The following is an 18,595-nucleotide window of genomic DNA, read 5'->3' as shown; positions in this document are numbered from 1 at the left end:
GTGCGCAGGACTGATCATCGAGCGCACGGCTCCGGTACCCGGTCGGCGCGGCGGCATACCTCGAGAGAGCCTGGCCGAGGCCAGCGCCTAGCGGTAGCCCGCGTTCGCCGCCACGTCGTCGGCAACGGCCTGCGCGGCGTCCTCCAGGGCGGGACCCGCGTCCCGACCGTCCAAGGCCGCGGACACCGCGAGAGCGAACTGTCCCGACAAGAAGGCGTATCCGGGCGTGCTGGGCCGCGGCACGGTGACGCAGACCGGGCCCGGAGCGAGGTTGCCACAGCTGCGCAGCAGCTGCTCGGCGAAGAGGCGGAGCGGCCCGTCCTCGGTGTAGAGCTCCGAGGACGCCAGGGCGCTCGTCGTGCCGGGAACCGCGCCGTTGGCGTCGGCCATCTCGAGCACCTGCTCGTCGGCGAGCAGGTACTCCAGGAGCGCCGCGCCGGACTCCTGGCGCTGCTCGTCCCCGGTCGCGATGCTCCACGACCACGACCCCTGCCCCGACTTCGTGCCGTTCCCCAGGTCGGGAAGCGGAAGCACGAGCAGGTCGTCGCCGAGCGCAGCCTCGTAGTCGCGGTACGTCCAGTGGCCGACCCAGGACAGCGCGACTCGTCGGCTCGTGAACGCCTCGTCGTCGCCGTTCGGGTCGAGGTACGACGCCCAGGACCGGGCGACCTCGAGGGCGCGGCGGGTCGCCGGCCCGTCGAGCTCGCCGAGGGGGTCCAACGTCTCCGGATCGATCAACCGGCCACCGGCCGAGGCGACCAGGGGCGCGAACCCGTAGGTCAGCCACTCCCCGACGCCGTAGTTGAGCTTGACGTCCAGAACCTTCCCGTCCTCGTCCCCGTCGGCGAGGCGGCGCAGCACCCGGGCGAACTCCTCGACCGTCCACGCCTCCTCGATCGACGTCGGCCAGGAGACGCGGGCCCGACGCAGTGCCCTCCGATCGGCGTACAGCCCGAGGCCCGAGTCGAAGAGGCCGACCGAGTAGAGGTGGCCGTCGCGGGTTCCTTGCGAGGCCAGGGAGGGGAGCTGCGCGGCCTGGGTGGAAGGCTCGATCAGGTCGTCGAGCCGGGCCACGACGCCCTGGTACAGGTACCCGTCGATCAGTGGTCCGTCGACCTCGAACACGTCGGGCTCGGTGCCTGCGGCGACAGCGGCCTGGAGTCGGTCGTTGTAGTCGCCCTCCGGCCAGAACTGGAGGTCGACCGTGACGTCATCGCGTCCGGCGTCGAACTCCGCCACCTGCTTCTCCAGCACCGCCCGCTCCGCAGGAGTGCCGTCGTGTGCCCAGACCTGGATCGTGGTCACCCCGTCCGCGGGCTCCTCGGAGCCTCCGCATCCGGCGGCGAGCACGAGGACCGCGACCAGGGCGGCGGGCAGCGTCACATTCCTCACGGAGGAACGTTCGGTCAGCACTTGGTTCACCTGAGGCGCTGCGATGCCGATGTAATGTCCCGAACGACCGAAAGGTGCCGACCGTGGCCAGGGCCCATCTCACCGCTGTGGTGATCGCCTTCGTGCTGATCGGGCTCGGCGTTGCCTCGGGCGCCTCCGTCGTGGCGATCGGCAACGCCAACGAGAACGTGACGACCACGCGCGCGACCCTCGCCCAGCTCGCCGCCCTCCGGGACGGCATCGCGGCCGAGGCCTTCGCCGAGGCTGCCTACCGACGTGATCCGGGTCCCGACACCTGGCGTGAGCTCGACGCGGCGATGAACGACGTCCCGCCCCTGGTCGAGCAGGTGCAGCCGCTCCTGGAGCGCCGCGACGCCATCTCCATCTCCAACCTCGCGCTCCTCAACGCTCGCTACGTCGCCCAGGTTCGCGCCGATCGGAGCGACCCGGGCACCCCGACGGACGACCGCGTCGCTGGGCCGGCGCTCGACGCCATGCGGACGCTGCTCGACTCGATGATCGACCGACGCCGGGCTGACGTCACCGCGGCCACCGCCGACCAGCAGGGCCTCATCGACAGGCTCCAGGTCCTGCTTCCGGGCTCGTTCCTCATCGCCTTCGGCGTCCTCGCCTGGGCGCTGCGCCTGTCGATCCTCGACCAACGTCGACTGCAGCGGGAGGCCGAGACCGCCCGTCGTTCGGCGCTCACCGACGGTCTGACCGGGATCAGCAACCGTGCGGCCATGATGGCCGGCCTCGGGGCAAGGCTGGGCGCCGGCGACCTGCCGGTGACCCTGCTCCTCATCGACCTCGACCGGTTCAAGCCCGTCAACGACACCTACGGCCACCTCGCCGGCGATGCCGTCCTCCAGCAGGTGGCTGCACGCCTCAAGGCGGCCGTGCGTAGTGACGACCTGGTCGCCCGGCTCGGGGGAGACGAGTTCGCGGTGATGCTCGCCGATCCCGACGACGCCGTCGTCGTCGCCGGGCGGATCCTGGACTCGTTCACGAGCGAGGAGATGGTGGTCGGCGGGCACGCGATCGACGTGGGGGCGTCCGTCGGGGTCGCCACGTCGCAGAACACCGACGGCACCCCCGAGGACCTGTACCGAGCGGCGGACCGTGCTCTCTACGACGCCAAGCGAGCCGGCCGGGGCCGGGTCGCCTTCGCCGAGGTGCGCTGAGCCGAGCGACGCTCGACTGCCAGGTTCCGTCGACTCCCTGCCATCGCCGCCGGGGACCGCAATATCGGCTCGCAGCAGGGGGTTGTGCCCTCGTAGGGTCCGAGCAGACGACAGGCGGGAAGCACCATGGACACAGGACGATCAGGGGCACGGGTCGGGCTGGTCGTCGCCGCGCTCGTCATCGTCTACGTCGTCTGGGGCTCGACCTACCTGGCGATCCGCGTAGTGGTCGAGGAGATGCCGCCGCTGACCGGGATGGGCAGCCGGTTCGTGCTCGCCGGGCTGCTGCTCGGCGCGCTGCTGAAGGTGCGCGGCACGAGCCTCCGCGTCACCCGCGCCCAGCTCCTCGGGGCGGCGCTCCTCGGGCTGCTCCTCCCGCTCCTCGGCAACGGGTTCGTCGCCATCGGCGAGAGCAAGGGCACGCCCAGTGGCGTCGCCGCGCTGCTCGTCGCGGCTGTCCCGCTGTTCGTCGTCGCCTACCGCGTCCTGTCGGGCGACCGTCCCCGCCCCTGGTCCGTGGTCGGCGTGCTCGTCGGCTTCGTGGGCCTCGCCTGGCTGGTGCTCGGTGGCCGCGAGCAGGGCGACGTGCCCCTCGGCGGGGCCGTGCTGGTCGTGGCGGCGAGCGCCTTCTGGGCGTTCGGCTCGTGGGTCCAGCCGCGGCTCACGCTGCCGGAGAACCCGTTCGTCCTCGCTGTCCACGAGATGTGGACGGGCGGCGTGATGATGGTCGGGCTCGGCCTGGTCCGCGGCGAGCGGCCCGACCCCGCGTCGTACGGCGCCGAGACCTGGTGGGCGTGGGCCTACCTGGTCGTCCTCGGCTCGATGGTCGCGTTCAGTGCCTACGTCTGGCTGCTGGGCAACGCGCCGATCGGCCTGGTCGCGACCTACGCCTACGTCAACCCGGTGGTCGCGGTCTTCCTGGGCTGGCTGATCCTCGCCGAGCCGATCACCGGCGCGGTGCTGGTCGGCGGGCTCGTCATCGTCGCCGCGGTCGCGATCGTCATCTCGGTCGAACGGGTGCAGCCGCGCGACGAGGAGCCCGCGCTCGAACCCGTCTGAGGGCACCACCCCCGGGTCTAGTCTGTGCCAATGCCGGATCGGGTCGAGGTCAGCGGGCTCCAGGTCGCTGCGGAGCTGCACGCGTTCGTGCGCGACGAGGCACTGCCGGGGTCGGGCCTCGAGGAGCAGGCGTTCTGGGACGGCGTCGCTGCGATCCTCGCCGACCTCGCGCCGCGCAACCGGGCGCTGCTGGCCCGCCGCGAGGAGCTCCAGGGGCAGCTCGACGCCTGGCACGTCGACCACCCCGGCCCGGTCACCGACCCGGCGGTCTACGAGGCGATGCTGCGTGACATCGGCTACCTCGTCGACGAGCCGGAGACGTTCTCGATCGCGACGGCGGGCGTCGACGTCGAGGTGGCGACCCAGGCCGGCCCCCAGCTGGTGGTCCCGGTCCTCAACGCCCGGTTCGCGGCCAACGCCGCGAACGCGCGCTGGGGCTCGCTGTACGACGCGCTCTACGGCACCGACGTCGTGCCGGAGGGCGACGGCCGCGAGCGCGGGACGTCGTACAACCCGCGCCGCGGCGGCGAGGTCATCGCCCGTGCCCGCGCCTTCCTCGACGAGCACTTCCCGCTGGCGGGCGGCTCCCACGCCGACGCGCAGGGCTACGCCGTCGTCGACGGTGCGCTGTGGGTCGCGCTGGCGGGTGGCGGCACGGGCCTGGCCGACCCCGCGCAGTACATCGGGCACCGGGGCGACCCGACAGCGCCCGAGGGGGTCCTGCTCGTCCACCACGGCCTCCACGTCGAGATCCAGGTCGACCGTGACCACGTCATCGGCCGCGACGACGCGGCCGGCGTGAAGGACCTCCTCCTCGAGGCGGCCGTCTCCACGATCATGGACCTCGAGGACTCCATCGCCGCGGTGGACGCTGCCGACAAGGTCGCGGCCTACCGCAACTGGCTGCTGCTCAACCGCGGCACGCTGAGCGTGGAGATGGTCAAGGGCGGCCGGACCTCCACGCGGACCCTCGCCCCCGACCGGGAGTACGACGGCCCGGACGGCCCGGTCGTCCTCCCCGGCCGGTCGCTCCTCTTCATCCGCCAGGTCGGCCACCTGATGACGACCGACGCCGTCCTCGACGAGCACGGTGCGGAGGTCCCCGAGGGGATCCTCGACGCCGTCGTCACCGCGCTCTGCAGCCTGGTCGACCTCCAGGGCCGGGGCACCCTGCGCAACTCACGCACGGGCGCGATGTATGCCGTGAAGCCGAAGATGCACGGGCCGGAGGAGGTCGCGTTCACCGACGACCTGTTCGCCCGTGTCGAGGACCTGCTCGGGCTCGGGCGCGGCACCGTCAAGCTCGGGATCATGGACGAGGAGCGGCGGACCTCGGCCAACCTCGCCGCCTGCATCCACGCCGCCCGCGGCCGGGTCGCGTTCATCAACACCGGCTTCCTGGACCGGACCGGCGACGAGATGCGTACCTCGACCCTCGGCGGGCCGATGGTCCGCAAGGCGGCGATGAAGGCCGAGCCCTGGATCCAGGCCTACGAGGAACGCTCGGTCGACATCGGCCTCGCCTGCGGCCTGGGCGGGCGGGCCCAGATCGGCAAGGGCATGTGGGCGATGCCCGACGAGATGGCGGCGATGCTCGAGCAGAAGGTCGGCCACCCCCGAGCCGGTGCGTCGTGCGCCTGGGTGCCGTCGCCGACCGCTGCGACGCTGCACGCGCTCCACTACCACCAGGTCGACGTCGCCGCCCGGCAGCAGGAGCTGGCCGTCCGCCACGACGCGGGAGGCTCGGGGCTCGCCCGCCTCCTCACGGTCCCGTACGGCGACCCGACGTCGTGGTCGGAGGACGACCGGCTCGCGGAGATCGAGAACAACCTCCAGGGCATCCTCGGCTACGTGAAGCGCTGGGTCGACGACGGCGTGGGCTGCTCGAAGGTGCCCGACATCCACGGCACCGAGCTGATGGAGGACCGGGCCACGTGCCGGATCTCCAGCCAGCACGTCGCCAACTGGCTCCACCACGGCGTCGTCACCGTCGACCAGGTCGAGGCCGCCCTGCGCCGGATGGCCGACGTCGTCGACGAGCAGCAGGCCGGGCCGGACTACGAGCCGATGGGCCCGTCGTACGACGGCGAGGCGTTCGCCGCTGCCCGCGAGCTGGTCCTCGAGGGCCTGCGTCAGCCGTCCGGCTACACCGAGCCGATCCTGCACCGCCGTCGGCGCGCCCGGAAGGCCCAGGAGCAGGGTCAGGAGCCGCGCGGATGACGCCCGACGACCTCGCCAGCGCCGTGCTGAGCCGGCTCGACGTCCGGCTCGCCGACGCCGACGCCGCGCTCGCTGCCGACTTCCCGGGGGAGCGGCCCGATCGCCAGCCGGTCCACACCGTCTATGTGCCGGCTGACCGCTACCACGCCGATCTCGTGCCGTCCTACGGAGCGGCGGCACTGGCGCTGATCGACGCGCACGCCGACCGGTTCGCCGACCTCGTCGCGGACGACGACGTCGTGGCCCGGGTCCGCGCCAAGCTGGCGAGAGAGCCGGTCGAGGACCTCCGGATCGACTTCGAGGACGGGTACGGCGACCGAGCGGACGACGAGGAGGACGCCGACGTGGTGCGCGCCGCACAAGCGTGGGCAGCGGGCCGCGCGGCCAACACGTCCGCACCGTTCGGCGGCATCCGGATCAAGTGCCTGGAGGCCGCGACCCGCGGCCGGGCGATCCGGACCCTGACCTCGTTCCTCGCCGCGCTGAAGGAGGCCGACGGCACGCTCGGCGGCTGGGCGGTGACGCTGCCCAAGGTGACCAGTCTCGACCAGGTCGAGGCGATGGTCGACGCGTGCGCCCTGGTCGAGGACGGCCTCCGCCTGCCCCACGGCGGCCTGCGGTTCGAGATCCAGGTCGAGACGCCGCAGTCGGTGCTCGGGCCCGACGGCTCGGCGCTGGTGGCGCGGATGGTGCACGCCGGTGGTGAGCGGCTGCGCGGCCTGCACTTCGGCACCTACGACTACTCGGCGTCCTGCGGGATCGTCGCCGCGCACCAGTCGCTCGAGCACCCGGCAGCCGACCACGCCAAGCTCGTGATGCAGGCCGCCGCAGCCGGCACCGGCGTCTACCTGAGCGACGGCTCGACCAACGTCCTCCCGGTCGGCGACGCCGACGCCGTGGCCGCCGCCTGGGCCCTCCACCACCGGCTGGTGCGGCGCTCCCTCGAGCGCGGCTACTACCAGGGCTGGGACCTGCACCCCGGGCAGCTGCCGACCCGCTACGCCGCGACGTTCGCGTTCTACCGCGCGGCGCTGGGCCCCGCGCTCGAACGGCTCGCGGCCTACCTCGCGCAGGAGACGGGCGGCATCGCGGACGAGCCGGCCACGGCGCGGGCGCTGGCGTCGTATCTCCTGCGCGGCCTGCAGAGCGGTGCCGTCGACGCGGCCGAGGTCCAGGCTGCCGTCGGTCTCACCGGGGACGACCTCTTCCGGTTCACCCACCCTCGATTCAAGGAGGCCTGATGGCCCACGTGCTCGGAGCCAACCAGTACGGCAAGGCCGAGAACCGCGTGGTGCGCATCGTGCGTGACACCCCGCGGCACGAGATCCGTGACCTCAACGTCTCGACGTCGCTGCGCGGGGACTTCGAGGCGGCGCACATCACCGGCGACCAGGCCGACGTGCTGCCCACCGACACCCAGAAGAACACCGCCTTCGCCTACGCCAAGATCCACGGGATCGACTCGATCGAGGACTACGGGCTGGCGCTCGGCCGGCGGCTGCTCGAGGCGTGCCCGGCCGCGTCGAGCGCGCAGGTCCGGATCGAGGAGCATGCCTGGGACCGGATCGGCGACCACTCGTTCGTGCGTCGCGGCGGTGCCGTCCGGACGGCGGTGGTCACCGTCGGCCGTGAGCACACGAGCGTGCTGTCGGGGATCGCCGACCTGGTGGTCCTCAACTCCACCGACTCGGAGTTCCGGGGGTTCCTCAAGGACGAGTTCACGACCCTCCCCGAGACCGACGACCGGATCCTCGCCACCTCCCTGGTGGCCCGATGGCGGCACACCCTGTCGGAGGGGGGCGACGGCGTCGACTGGAACGCCTCGCACGCCGCGGCTCTGCAGACGTTGCTCGAGACCTTCGCCGGGACCTACTCGCGCGCCCTCCAGGAGACCCTGCACGCGATGGGCGGCGCGGTGCTCGACAGCCAGCCCGGCATCGCGGAGATCCGGTTCTCCGCGCCCAACAAGCACCACTTCCTCGTCGACTTCAGCGGCTTCGACGTGCCCGGCCTGACCAACGACGGCGAGGTCTTCATCGCGGCCGACCGGCCCTACGGCCTGATCGAGGCCCAGGTGCTCCGCGACGGCCTCCCGCCGGCGCCCGACGCCTGGCTCCACCTGCCCGGCTTCTGCTGATGCCCGACCCGGTGCTCGATGTCCTGGTCCGCGCACGCCGGGCGGTCGTGGGCGACGCGGAGGTGGCCGTGTGTGTCGGCATCCGCGACGAACGCATCGTCTCCCTGACGCCGTACGACGAACCGCAGGCTGCGGCGCGGACCGTCGAGGTCGCCGACGACGAGGTGCTGCTGCCGGGGCTGGTCGACACCCACGTCCACGTCAACGAGCGGGGGCGGACCGCGTGGGAGGGCTTCGCCAGCGCGACGGCGGCCGCCGCCGCGGGCGGGGTCACGACGATCATCGACATGCCGCTGAACTCGATCCCGCCGACGACCACCCGCGAGCACCTCGACGTGAAGCGGGCGGTCGCGCGGGACCAGGTCCGCGTGGACGTCGGTTTCTGGGGCGGCGCGGTGCCCGGCAACGTCGGCGAGCTGGAGGCGCTCGACGGCGCCGGGGTGTTCGGTTTCAAGTGCTTCCTGCTCGACTCGGGGGTCGAGGAGTTCGGCGCGCTCACGCCGGACGGGCTGGCGGAGGCGATGGCGGAGACCGCACGGCTCGGCGCGCTGATGATCGTCCACGCCGAGGACGGCGACCTCCTCGACGAGGCGGCGCTCGACGGTCCGCACTACGCCGGCTTCCTGGCGTCGCGGCCGCACGCCGCCGAGGACGCCGCGATCGGCCTGGTCATCGACCGGGCGCGGGCCTCCGGCGGGCGGGCGCACGTCGTCCACCTCAGCAGCTCCGACGCGGTGCCGATGCTGCGTGCGGCCCGCGCCGAGGGGGTCGACATCACGGCCGAGACCTGCCCGCACTACCTGACCTTCGCCGCCGAGCAGGTGCCCGACGGAGCGACCGAGCTGAAGTGCTGCCCGCCGATCCGCGAGGCCGCCAACCGGGAGGCGTTGTGGCGGGCGCTCGGCGCGGGCGACATCGACTTCGTCGTCTCCGACCACTCGCCCTGCACGGTCGAGCTGAAGCAGCAGGGCGGCGGCGACTTCGGCGCCGCGTGGGGCGGCATCGCGTCGGTCCAGCTCGGGCTGCCGGCGGTCTGGACGGCGGCCAGGGAGCACGGTCACGGGCTCGCCGAGGTCGTCGGCTGGATGGCGACGGCACCGGCCGACCGGGTCGGGCTGCCCGCCAAGGGTCGGATCGCGGTGGGTGCCGATGCCGACCTCGTTCGCTTCGCTCCCGACGAGGAGTTCACGGTCGACCCGGCGACCCTCCACCACAAGAACCCGGTGTCGCCCTACGCCGGTCGACGTCTCCGTGGCGTCGTTCGCGAGACGTGGTTGCGTGGGGAGCCGATACTTCTCGGTGCCGGTGACTCTCCTCGGGGCCGGCTGCTGAGGAAAGGTGTCCGGTGACCTACTACGTCCCGCGCGGCGGCCTGCCGCCCCAGACCGCACTGACGACCGACCGCGCCCGCTTCACCGAGGCCTACGCCGTCATCCCGGCGCGCACCCTCAGCGACATCACGACGTCGTTCCTCCCGCACTGGGAGGCCACCCGGCTCTGGGTCCTCGCCCGCCCGCTGTCCGGCTTCGCCGAGACGTTCAGCCAGTACGTCGTGGAGGTCTCGCCGGGCGGCGGTTCGGACGGGGTCGAGGACGAGCCTGACGCCGAGGCCGTCCTGTTCGTCGTCGACGGTTCGCTGACGCTGAACCTCGCCGGGACCGAGCACCTGCTGGGGGAGGGCTCCTACGTCTACCTGCCGCCGGGTACGCCGTGGGCCCTGCGCAACCCGGGGGCCAACGCGGCCACGTTCCACTGGATCCGCAAGGCCTACCAGCGCGTCGACGGGGTCGAGGTGCCGGAGCCGCTGGTGACCCGCGAGCAGGACGTCGCGCCGGTCCCGATGCCGGGGACCGACGGCGCCTGGGCGACGACCCGGTTCGTCGACATCGCCGACCTGCGTCACGACATGCACGTCAACATCGTCACCTTCGAGCCCGGCGGCGCGATCCCGTTCCCCGAGACCCACGTGATGGAGCACGGCCTCTACGTCCTGGAGGGCAAGGCGGTCTACCTCCTCAACGAGGACTGGGTCGAGGTGGAGGCCGGCGACTTCATGTGGCTGCGCGCGTTCTGCCCGCAGGCCTGCTACGCCGGCGGGCCGGGACGCTTCCGCTACCTGCTCTACAAGGACGTCAACCGGCACGTCGGGCTCTCCTTCCGGTGACCGTCGCGCTCGCCGGGCTGGTCGTCGCCGACCCGCCGGAGGCGTGGACGGCCGCCGGGTTCGCGGTGGACGCGGACGGGACCTGCCGGGTCGGCACGGTCGCCGTCCGTCTGGTCGGTCGCGAGCGCGGGACCGGGGTCGTCGGCTGGGCCCTGAGCGGGGTGGACGACGGCCTGCGCGAGGTCGACGGGATCCCCACCACGGTCGCCGCCGCCGCGCCCGAGGAACCGGGGGAGCACCCCAACGGGGTGACCCTCCTCGACCACGTCGTCCTGCTCTCGCCCGACCTGGCACGGACCATCACCGCCCTCGCCGCGGTGGGCCTCGAGCCGCGGCGGGAGCGCGACGGCAGTCTCGGGGGCGCTCCGATGCGGCAGGTCTTCTACCGGCTCGGCGAGGTGATCCTCGAGGTCGTCGGGGCCCCGGACGTCGCGAACGAGGGTCCGTCGAGCCTGTGGGGCCTCACCCACGTCGTGGCCGACGTCGACGCTGCGGCGGCGGCGCTCGGCGAGGCCGGCGGCCACCCCAAGGACGCGGTCCAGCCCGGCCGCCGGATCACGACGTTGCGGCACCGGGACCTCGGCATGTCGGTCCGCACCGCCCTCATCACGCCCCACGTCCGCCGGTGAGGCGGGGCGGGCGCGCGGTTACCCGCGCGTAACCACCGTCACAGACGGGTCGTTTGACCTGCATGCGTCGTCTGCGGTTGCCCGCCCTCCTTGCGTTCGTGCTCGCCTTCCTGGCCCTGGTGCCGGCAGGTGGTGGGTCCTCGGCCGCCGCGGCCGAGCCGTTCACGGTCACGACCCTGCACTTCAAGGTGCTCGTCGGCCCGCAGGGCAACCAGGTCTGCGACATCGTCGGCGACCTCTACGTGCCGGCCGGGGCGTCGCCGAGGCGGCGGGTGCCGGCGATCCTGACGACCAACGGCTTCGGCGGTTCCAAGGACGACCAGTCCGCCCTCGGCAAGGCGTTCGCCAGCCGGGGCTACGTCGTGCTGTCCTACTCCGGCCTCGGCTTCGGCGGGTCGAGCTGCAAGATCACGCTCGACGACCCCGACTGGGACGGCAAGGCCGGCAGCCAGCTCGTCAGCTACCTCGGCGGCGCGACCGGCATCGCCTACACCGACGCCGCGCACACCCAGGCCGCGCCGCGGCTCGACGTCGTCGTCAAGGACGCGCGCGACCACAACGGCGTCGCCCGGGCGATCGACCCGCGGGTCGGCACCGTCGGCGGCTCGTACGGCGGCGGCAACCAGTTCGCGATCGCTTCGGTCGACGCCCGGCTCGACACGATCGTCCCCCTCATCACGTGGAACGACCTGAGCTACAGCCTCGCGCCCAACGGCACCGACCAGACGACCGGCGTCTCGACCCGTCGCTCGGGGTCGGCCAAGCAGCTGTGGGCCCTCGGCTTCTCGGCCCTCGGCATGACCGGTGACCTGCAGAACCAGCAGGTCCCGCCGGACGTGGTGCCGTGCCCGAACTTCGCCGACTTCGTGTGCCCCGCGCTCGTCGCGGGCGCTGCCACGGGCTATCTCCAGCCCGGCGACGTCGCGTCGATGCGGCACGCCTCGGTGGCGTCGTACGTCAAGCGGATCAAGGTTCCGGTCCTGCTCATCCAGGGCCAGAAGGACACGCTCTTCAACCTCAACGAGGCGATCGCGACCTACCAGGCGCTGGAGAGGCAGGGCACCGAGGTCAAGATGATCTGGCAGTCGTGGGGCCACTCGGGTGGCGCGGCGCCGGGCGAGATCGACCTCGGCGACCCGGACCCGGCGGCCCAGTACGAGACCGGTCGGATCGTCGCCTGGTTGGACCACTACCTCAAGGGTGCCAACGTCAGCACCGGTCCGGAGTTCGCCTACTTCCGCGACTGGGTCGACTACACCGGCAACGCTGCGCCGGCCTATCGCTGGGCGGCGGCGTTCCCCGTCGGCAGCGGCAAGGTCTATCGCCTCTCGGGCGCCGGCGACCTGGTCCCCGGCTCGACCAAGCCCGGCGCGCAGTCCTTCGTCACCACGGCTGCCGGTCTCCCGACCGGCATCAACACCCTCGACGTGCTCGGCAGCTACGTCGGCCAGCCGGTCAACGAGGTCACCGACCTGCCCGGCACCTTCGCCGCCTGGCAGACCCCCGCGCTGACCGCCGCGGTCGACGTGGTCGGTACGCCGAAGGTGCGGCTCAAGGTGAGTGCCCCGACGGCGGCGGTCACCCAGGCGCTCGGGGAGATCGGGATGCTGGTGCTGTACGTGAAGGTCGCCGACGTCGGTCCTGACGGCAAAGCGCGGCTCATCAACGCGCTCGAGGCTCCGGTGCGCGTCCCCGACGTGACCAAGCCGTTCACGGTCACCCTGCCGGGCATCGTCCACCGCTTCGAGCCGGGACACCGGATCCGCCTCATCGTCGCCGGCGGCTCGATCAACTACCGGGGCGGTACCGAGCCGGCCCCCGTCACCATCACCTCGGGCAACGACCAGACGCTGACCCTGCCCGTCGTCCGCTGAGGTCGCGGCCCCCTGTTCGTGCCGCTCGTGCAACCAACCGGTCTGCTCGGACGTCATACGGGGTACCGGCGCTGAGCCAGTCCGGTCGTAGGAGGTTCCTCATGCACCACGCCTCGTCCCACCTGCCGCGCGCAGGGTCGCCGTCGCTCGCCCTGCTCTACGTCCAGCAGACCAAGGTGCTGCTCGCCTGGGTGACCCGCCGCCTCGCCCGCGTCTGACCCTGTTCGACCTCGTCCGACACGTCCGACACGGCGGGTCGGGCCCGCGATCCGGATGACCCGCGCCGCGGCGCGACGTACGGTTCACCCATGGAGGAGCAGCCGCAGGTCATCGTCAATTGCGCGGCCCGCAGCCTGGCCGGTGTCCAACCGCCGACCACCGCCCTCGACTGGCTGAGGTCGGTCGGCCTGACCGGCGCCAAGGAGGGTTGCGCCGAGGGGGAGTGTGGCGCCTGCTCGGTGCTCGTCGCCCGGCCCGGCCTCGAGGCCCCGACCGAGTGGACGGCGATCAACGCCTGCCTCGTGCCGGCGGCCGCGCTGGCGGGTCAGGAGGTCGTCACGGCCGAAGGGCTGGGGACCCCGGACGCGCTCCACCCGGTCCAGCAGGAGATGGCCGTCCGGGGCGGTTCGCAGTGCGGCTACTGCACGCCCGGCTTCGTGTGCAGCATGGCCGCGGAGTACTACCGCCCCCGCCGTGTGGAGTTCGACGAGCACGCACTGTCGGGCAACCTGTGCCGCTGCACCGGCTACCGGCCGATCCTCGAGGCAGCGGAGGCGCTGGGGGTCCCCGCCGCCGGTGACCACCTCTCTCTCCGGACGACCTCGCCGCCCCCGGTGGTGACCCCTGGCCGGCTGCCGGGCTTCGCCCGCCCGGCCACCCTCGCGGAGGCGCTCGCGCTGCTCGGCGAGCCCGGCGCCGTACCGCTGGCCGGGTCGACCGACCTCGGCGTCGAAGCCAACCTGCGCGGTGCCCGCCCCGGACTGCTCGTCGCGATCGACCACCTGGCGGAGCTGCGTGGCGTCACGCAGGGACCGACCCACGTGGAGATCGGCGCCGCCCTCTCGCTCACCGAGGTCGAGCGCCGCCTCGAGGGTGCCGTCCCGCTGCTCGACGCGGTGTTCCCGCAGTTCGCGTCGCGCCTCATCCGCAACGGCGCCACCATCGGGGGCAACCTCGGGACGGGTTCGCCGATCGGCGACCTGCCGCCCGCGCTGCTGGCTCTCGACGCGACGCTGGTCCTGGTGTCCGCCGGGGGGCGCCGCACCGTGCCGCTCGCCGACTACTTCACCGGCTACCGCGCCACCGTGCTCGAGCCCGGCGAGCTCATCGCCGCCGTCCGGCTGCCGCTGCCGCTGGCGTCCATGACGGCGTTCCACAAGATCGCCAAGCGGCGCTACGACGACATCTCCTCCGTCGCGATCGCGATCGCTGTCGACGTCACCGACGGCGTGGTCGCGCGGGCGGCGATCGGCCTGGGCGGCGTCGCCGCGACGCCGGTCCGGGCGACCGAGGCGGAGGCCGCCCTGGTCGGGCTGCCGTGGACGGCCGATGTCGTCGCATCGGCCGCGGCCGTCCTGGCCCGGGCCGGGACCCCCATCGACGACCACCGCGCCAGTGCCGACTACCGCCGGGCGATGCTCGGCACCTCGCTGGTGAAGTTCTTCGAGGAGACCCGATGAGCACCGGCCGCACGGGGACCCGGGGCGTCGTCGGCGAAGCCCGTGCCCACGAGGCGGCGGCACTCCACGTCACGGGCCGCGCGCTCTACACCGACGACGTCGCGCTGCACACGCCGTACGTCCTCCACGCCCACCCGGTCGTCGCGCCGCACGCGCACGCGCTCGTCACCCGGCTCGACCCCCAGCCGGCCTACGACGTCCCCGGGGTCGTCCGGGTCCTGACCGGCGAGGACGTGCCGGGCGTCAACGACGCCGGCAACAAGCACGACGAGCCGCTGTTCCCGACCGAGGTGATGTTCCACGGCCACGCGGTCGCCTGGGTGCTCGGCGAGACGCTCGAGGCGGCGCGGATCGGCGCGCTCGCCGTCGAGGTCGACTACGAGCCGCTGCCGTCGGTCATCACCGTGGTCGAGGCGATCGAGCAGGAGAGCTTCCAGGGCGCCCGGCCGCGGATGGAGCGCGGTGACCTGGCCGCCGGGTTCGCCGCCTCCACCCATGTTTTCGAGGGCGAGATCGACTTCGCAGGGCAGGAGCACTTCTATCTCGAGACCCACGCGGCGCTCGCGACGATCGACGACGACGGTCAGGTGTTCCTCCAGTCGAGCACCCAGCACCCGACCGAGACCCAGGAGATCGTCGCCCACGTCCTCGGCCTGGCCAGCCACCAGGTGACCGTCCAGTGCCTGCGGATGGGCGGCGGCTTCGGGGGCAAGGAGATGCAGCCGCACGGGTACGCCGCCGTCGCGGCCCTCGGTGCGCGGCTGACCGGCCGGCCGGTGCGGGTCCGGCTGACCCGCCAGCAGGACATGACGATGAGCGGCAAGCGGCACGGCTTCCACGCGTCGTGGAAGGTCGGCCTCGACACCGACGGTCGGCTGCAGGCGCTCGACGCGACGCTGACCTCCGACGGCGGCTGGAGCCTCGACCTCTCCGAGCCGGTGCTGTCGCGAGCGCTGTGCCACATCGACAACGCCTACTGGATCCCGAACATCCGGGTCGACGGCCGGGTCGCCCGCACCCACAAGACGTCGCAGACGGCGTTCCGGGGCTTCGGCGGTCCGCAGGGGATGCTCGTGATCGAGGACATCCTCGGCCGGGTCGCGCCGGCGCTCGGGCTGACCGGTCACGAGCTGCGGCGCCGCAACTTCTACGTCGAGGGTCAGGCGACGCCGTACGGCCAGCCGGTGCGGCACGCCGAACGGGTCCTGCGCGCATGGGACCAGGTGCTGACGACCGCCGACGTCGAGGCGCGGCGCGCGGAGATCGAGCAGGCCAACGCCGCGAGCCCCCACGAGAAGCGCGGGCTGGCGCTCACCCCGGTGAAGTTCGGGATCTCGTTCAACTTCACCTCGTTCAACCAGGCCGGTGCGCTCGTCCACGTCTACAAGGACGGCTCCGTGCTCATCAACCACGGCGGCACCGAGATGGGCCAGGGGCTGCACACCAAGATGCTCCAGGTCGCGGCGACTGCGCTCGGCCTCCCGATCGACCGGGTGCGGCTGGCGCCGACGCGCACCGACAAGGTGCCCAACACCTCGGCCACCGCGGCGAGCTCGGGTGCCGACCTCAACGGCGCTGCCGTCAAGGACGCCTGCGACCAGATCCTCGCCCGGCTGGTGCCGGTCCGCGACAAGCTGGGCCCGACGGCCTCGTGGGAGGACGTGGTCCGCACCGCCTACTTCGACCGGATCCAGCTCTGGGCCGCGGGGTTCTACCGGACCGAGGGCCTGTCGTGGGACGCGACGACGATGCGGGGCGAGCCCTTCAAGTACTTCGCGTACGGCGTCGCGGCGGCCGAGGTCGTGGTCGACGGGTTCACCGGCGGCTACCGGGTCCAGCGGGTCGACATCGTGCACGACGTCGGTGACAGCCTCTCGCCGCTGGTCGACATCGGCCAGATCGAGGGCGGGTTCGTCCAGGGCGTCGGCTGGCTCACGCTGGAGGACCTGCGCTGGGACACCTCCGACGGCGACCACCGCGGGCGGCTGGCCACCCAAGCGGCCTCGACGTACAAGCTGCCGAGCCTCTCGGAGATGCCGCCCGTCATGAACGTCGCCCTGCTCGACCGGGCGACCGAGGACGGCGTGGTCTACGGCTCCAAGGCCGTCGGCGAGCCGCCGCTCATGTTGGCCTTCGCGGTCCGGGAGGCCCTGCGCGAGGCGGTGGCGGCGTTCGGGCAGCCGGGCACGGTGGTCGACCTGGCCTCTCCCGCGACGCCGGAGGCGGTCTGGTGGGCGGTCGAACGGGCGCGGGGGCGTTAGCCGTGGACTGGCTGCGCGCGCTGCAGGACTGCCGGGACCGCCGGGTCCCGTGCGTCCTGGTCACGGTGACCGAGGTGCGGGGGCACGCACCCCGGGAGGCCGGAGCCAAGCTCGTCGTCGCCGAGGACGCGACCTGGGGCAGTGTCGGCGGCGGCAACCTCGAGGAGGCCGCCGTCAGCCGTGCGCGGGGGCTGCTGGCGTCGATGGCGTCCGGCCAACCCGTCCTGCCGATGACCGACCACCACTCCCTGTCCGACAAGGTCCCCGTCGAGCACGGGGTGCAGTGCTGCGGGGGCGAGGTGACGCTGCTCCTCGAGCCGGTCGCGGTACGGCCAGCAGTCGCGGTCTTCGGGATGGGGCACGTGGGCTTCGAGATCGGGTTGCTGCTCAGCCGCCACGAGCTCGAGCTCCACCTGGTCGACTCGCGGGCCGACCAGCTCGACGAGCAACGGCTGGCGCCGCTCCGGTCGGGCCCGGCGGACCTGCACGTCCACCAGGTGCCCGTGCTGCCCGAGCTCGTCGTCGCCGAGCTGCCGCCCGGGACCCACGTCCTCGTCCTGACCCACGACCACGCCGAGGACCTCGCGATCCTCGACGCCCTCCTCCGCGCCGAGGGACCGGCCACGATCGGGCTGATCGGGTCGTCGGCGAAGTGGGTGCGGTTCCAGGACAAGCTCGCGACACTGGGGCACTCCCCGGAGGTGGTCGGCCGGGTCCGTACGCCGATCGGTGACCCGACCGCCGCCGGGGTCGCCGGCAAGGCACCCGCCGTCATTGCGGTCTCCGTCACAGTGGAGGTGCTGGCGCTCGTCGCCGGTACGACGACCGGGTCGGGCCTCAGTACGCTCGACCGGTGACCACGGACCTCACCGCGCCGCCCGGCGCGCCCTCCGAGTTCGACCGCGACATCACCGTCTCCCCGGACGGTGCCGACCACGTCGGGACGATGTCGGACGGTTGGCGCGTCGGCGGCGGGATCAACGGCGGCTTCCAGCTCTCGTTGATCGGCAACGCGATCCGCGCGTCGCTGCCGAGCCACCCCGACCCGATCGCCGTCAGCGCCTACTACGTCAGCCCGGCGGTCGCCGGTCCGGTCCGGGCTGTCGTCCGGCCGCAGCGGGTCGGAGGCCGGACGGCCACCGTCTCGGCCGATCTGCGCCAGGGCGAGGACGTGCGGCTCACCGTGCTGGCGACCTACGGCGACCTCGACGCGTTCCCGACCGACGACGTGCGGACCACGGCTGAGCCGGTGGTGCTCCCGCCGCGTGACCAGTGCGTGCCCAACACGATGGCACCCGACGAGGTGAAGGCGATGGCGCCCTTCACCCAGCGGTTCGCCATGCTCTTCCACCCCGACGAGGTGGGATGGGCGCTCGGCCAGCCGAGCGGCCGTGGCCAGATCAGCGCCTGGTTCCGGCTCGCCGACGACCGCGAGCCCGATCCGCTCTCGCTCCTGATGGCGGTCGACGCGCTGCCGCCCGTCACCTTCGACCTCGGGCTTCCCGGCTGGGCACCGACCGTCGAGCTGAGCGCCCACGTGCGGGCCAAGCCCGCGCCGGGCTGGTTGCGGCTGCGGCACCGCACCCGCAACGTCGCCGGCGGCATGTTCGAGGAGGACTGCGAGGTCTGGGACTCCCAGGACCGGCTGGTCGCCCAGTCCCGCCAGCTCGCGCTGCTGCCGCAGACCCGCTGAGCGGGCCGACGTCTCAGTAGCGGACCCGGTCCTCCTTCGCGAGCCACGCGGCGAAGGGTGTGAACCCCTCAGGCACCGCGTGGGCGGTGATCGGCACGCTCCACTCCGAGCGGGGCGTGTCGAAGAGGTCGTAGAACGCCCGGTCGTCGAACCCGCCGCGCGCCGCGTCGTGGCGGTCGGCGGCATAGACCACGCGGTCGAGCCGCGCCCAGAGCGCGGCCGACAGGCACAGCGGGCACGGCTCGCAGGACGTGTAGAGGGTGCAACCGGCGAGGCTGAAGTCGCCGAGGGCGGTCGCCGCAG

Annotated in this window: 15 protein-coding genes; 13 read left to right on the top strand and 2 right to left on the bottom strand. The window is 72.9% G+C overall.

Annotation, left to right across the window (positions count from 1 at the left end; genetic code table 11):
* Positions 1-87: 87 nt before the first annotated feature.
* Positions 88-1,392, bottom strand: coding sequence for an extracellular solute-binding protein (locus H0487_RS00075; protein WP_183092187.1), 1,305 nt, complete (start codon positions 1,390-1,392; stop codon positions 88-90).
* 83 nt (positions 1,393-1,475) lie between these two features.
* Between H0487_RS00075 and H0487_RS24080 the strand changes: the two genes are divergently transcribed.
* The 13 genes from H0487_RS24080 to H0487_RS00010 all read left to right on the top strand — a co-directional run bounded on the left by H0487_RS24080 (position 1,476) and on the right by H0487_RS00010 (position 18,292).
* Positions 1,476-2,576 carry a GGDEF domain-containing protein gene (locus H0487_RS24080; protein ID WP_183092186.1) on the top strand — a complete coding sequence of 367 codons (1,101 nt, stop codon included), beginning with the start codon at positions 1,476-1,478 and terminating at the stop codon, positions 2,574-2,576.
* Positions 2,577-2,702: 126 nt separating this feature from the next.
* Positions 2,703-3,635, top strand: coding sequence for an EamA family transporter (locus H0487_RS00065; RefSeq protein WP_183092185.1), 933 nt, complete (start codon positions 2,703-2,705; stop codon positions 3,633-3,635).
* A gap of 30 nt (positions 3,636-3,665) precedes the next feature.
* Complete coding sequence (locus tag H0487_RS00060; RefSeq protein ID WP_183092184.1) at positions 3,666-5,855, top strand: malate synthase G; 2,190 nt, start codon at positions 3,666-3,668, stop codon at positions 5,853-5,855.
* Positions 5,852-7,096 (top strand): DUF6986 family protein, encoded by a 1,245-nt coding sequence (locus tag H0487_RS00055; RefSeq protein WP_183092183.1) that lies wholly within the window; start codon positions 5,852-5,854, stop codon positions 7,094-7,096. The genes H0487_RS00060 and H0487_RS00055 overlap by 4 nt, the downstream gene beginning before the upstream one ends.
* Positions 7,096-7,992 (top strand): factor-independent urate hydroxylase, encoded by an 897-nt coding sequence (gene pucL, locus H0487_RS00050; protein WP_183092182.1) that lies wholly within the window; start codon positions 7,096-7,098, stop codon positions 7,990-7,992. The genes H0487_RS00055 and pucL overlap by 1 nt, the downstream gene beginning before the upstream one ends.
* Positions 7,992-9,341, top strand: a complete 1,350-nt coding sequence (allB, locus tag H0487_RS00045; RefSeq protein ID WP_183092181.1) for an allantoinase AllB — start codon at positions 7,992-7,994, stop codon at positions 9,339-9,341. The genes pucL and allB overlap by 1 nt, the downstream gene beginning before the upstream one ends.
* Positions 9,338-10,156, top strand: a complete 819-nt coding sequence (locus H0487_RS00040) for a bifunctional allantoicase/(S)-ureidoglycine aminohydrolase (protein ID WP_183092180.1) — start codon at positions 9,338-9,340, stop codon at positions 10,154-10,156. The genes allB and H0487_RS00040 overlap by 4 nt, the downstream gene beginning before the upstream one ends.
* Positions 10,153-10,785 (top strand): glyoxalase, encoded by a 633-nt coding sequence (locus H0487_RS00035; protein ID WP_183092179.1) that lies wholly within the window; start codon positions 10,153-10,155, stop codon positions 10,783-10,785. Before H0487_RS00040 ends, H0487_RS00035 begins: the two co-directional genes overlap by 4 nt.
* Before the next feature lie 62 nt (positions 10,786-10,847).
* A complete protein-coding gene (locus H0487_RS00030) occupies positions 10,848-12,659 on the top strand; it encodes a CocE/NonD family hydrolase (RefSeq protein WP_183092178.1) in 1,812 nt (603 codons plus the stop codon).
* Between the two features lie 308 nt (positions 12,660-12,967).
* Positions 12,968-14,338 (top strand): xanthine dehydrogenase small subunit, encoded by a 1,371-nt coding sequence (locus tag H0487_RS00025; protein WP_183092177.1) that lies wholly within the window; start codon positions 12,968-12,970, stop codon positions 14,336-14,338.
* A complete protein-coding gene (gene xdhB, locus H0487_RS00020) occupies positions 14,335-16,599 on the top strand; it encodes a xanthine dehydrogenase molybdopterin binding subunit (RefSeq protein WP_183092176.1) in 2,265 nt (754 codons plus the stop codon). Before H0487_RS00025 ends, xdhB begins: the two co-directional genes overlap by 4 nt.
* Before the next feature lie 2 nt (positions 16,600-16,601).
* Positions 16,602-17,456, top strand: a complete 855-nt coding sequence (xdhC, locus tag H0487_RS00015; RefSeq protein ID WP_183092175.1) for a xanthine dehydrogenase accessory protein XdhC — start codon at positions 16,602-16,604, stop codon at positions 17,454-17,456.
* On the top strand, positions 17,453-18,292 hold the full coding sequence (locus tag H0487_RS00010) for a thioesterase family protein (protein WP_312855764.1): 840 nt from the start codon (positions 17,453-17,455) through the stop codon (positions 18,290-18,292). The genes xdhC and H0487_RS00010 overlap by 4 nt, the downstream gene beginning before the upstream one ends.
* A gap of 13 nt (positions 18,293-18,305) precedes the next feature.
* Here the strand turns inward: H0487_RS00010 and H0487_RS00005 are convergent.
* Positions 18,306-18,595: nucleoside deaminase (locus H0487_RS00005; RefSeq protein ID WP_183092174.1), on the bottom strand; the 290-nt coding region annotated here is incomplete at its 5' end.

Source organism: Nocardioides stalactiti, from assembly GCF_014180715.1.
GTDB classification, from domain to species: domain Bacteria; phylum Actinomycetota; class Actinomycetes; order Propionibacteriales; family Nocardioidaceae; genus Nocardioides; species Nocardioides stalactiti.
Note: the sequence above shows the minus strand (reverse complement) of the source record. Positions and strands in the feature narration are given on the sequence as shown.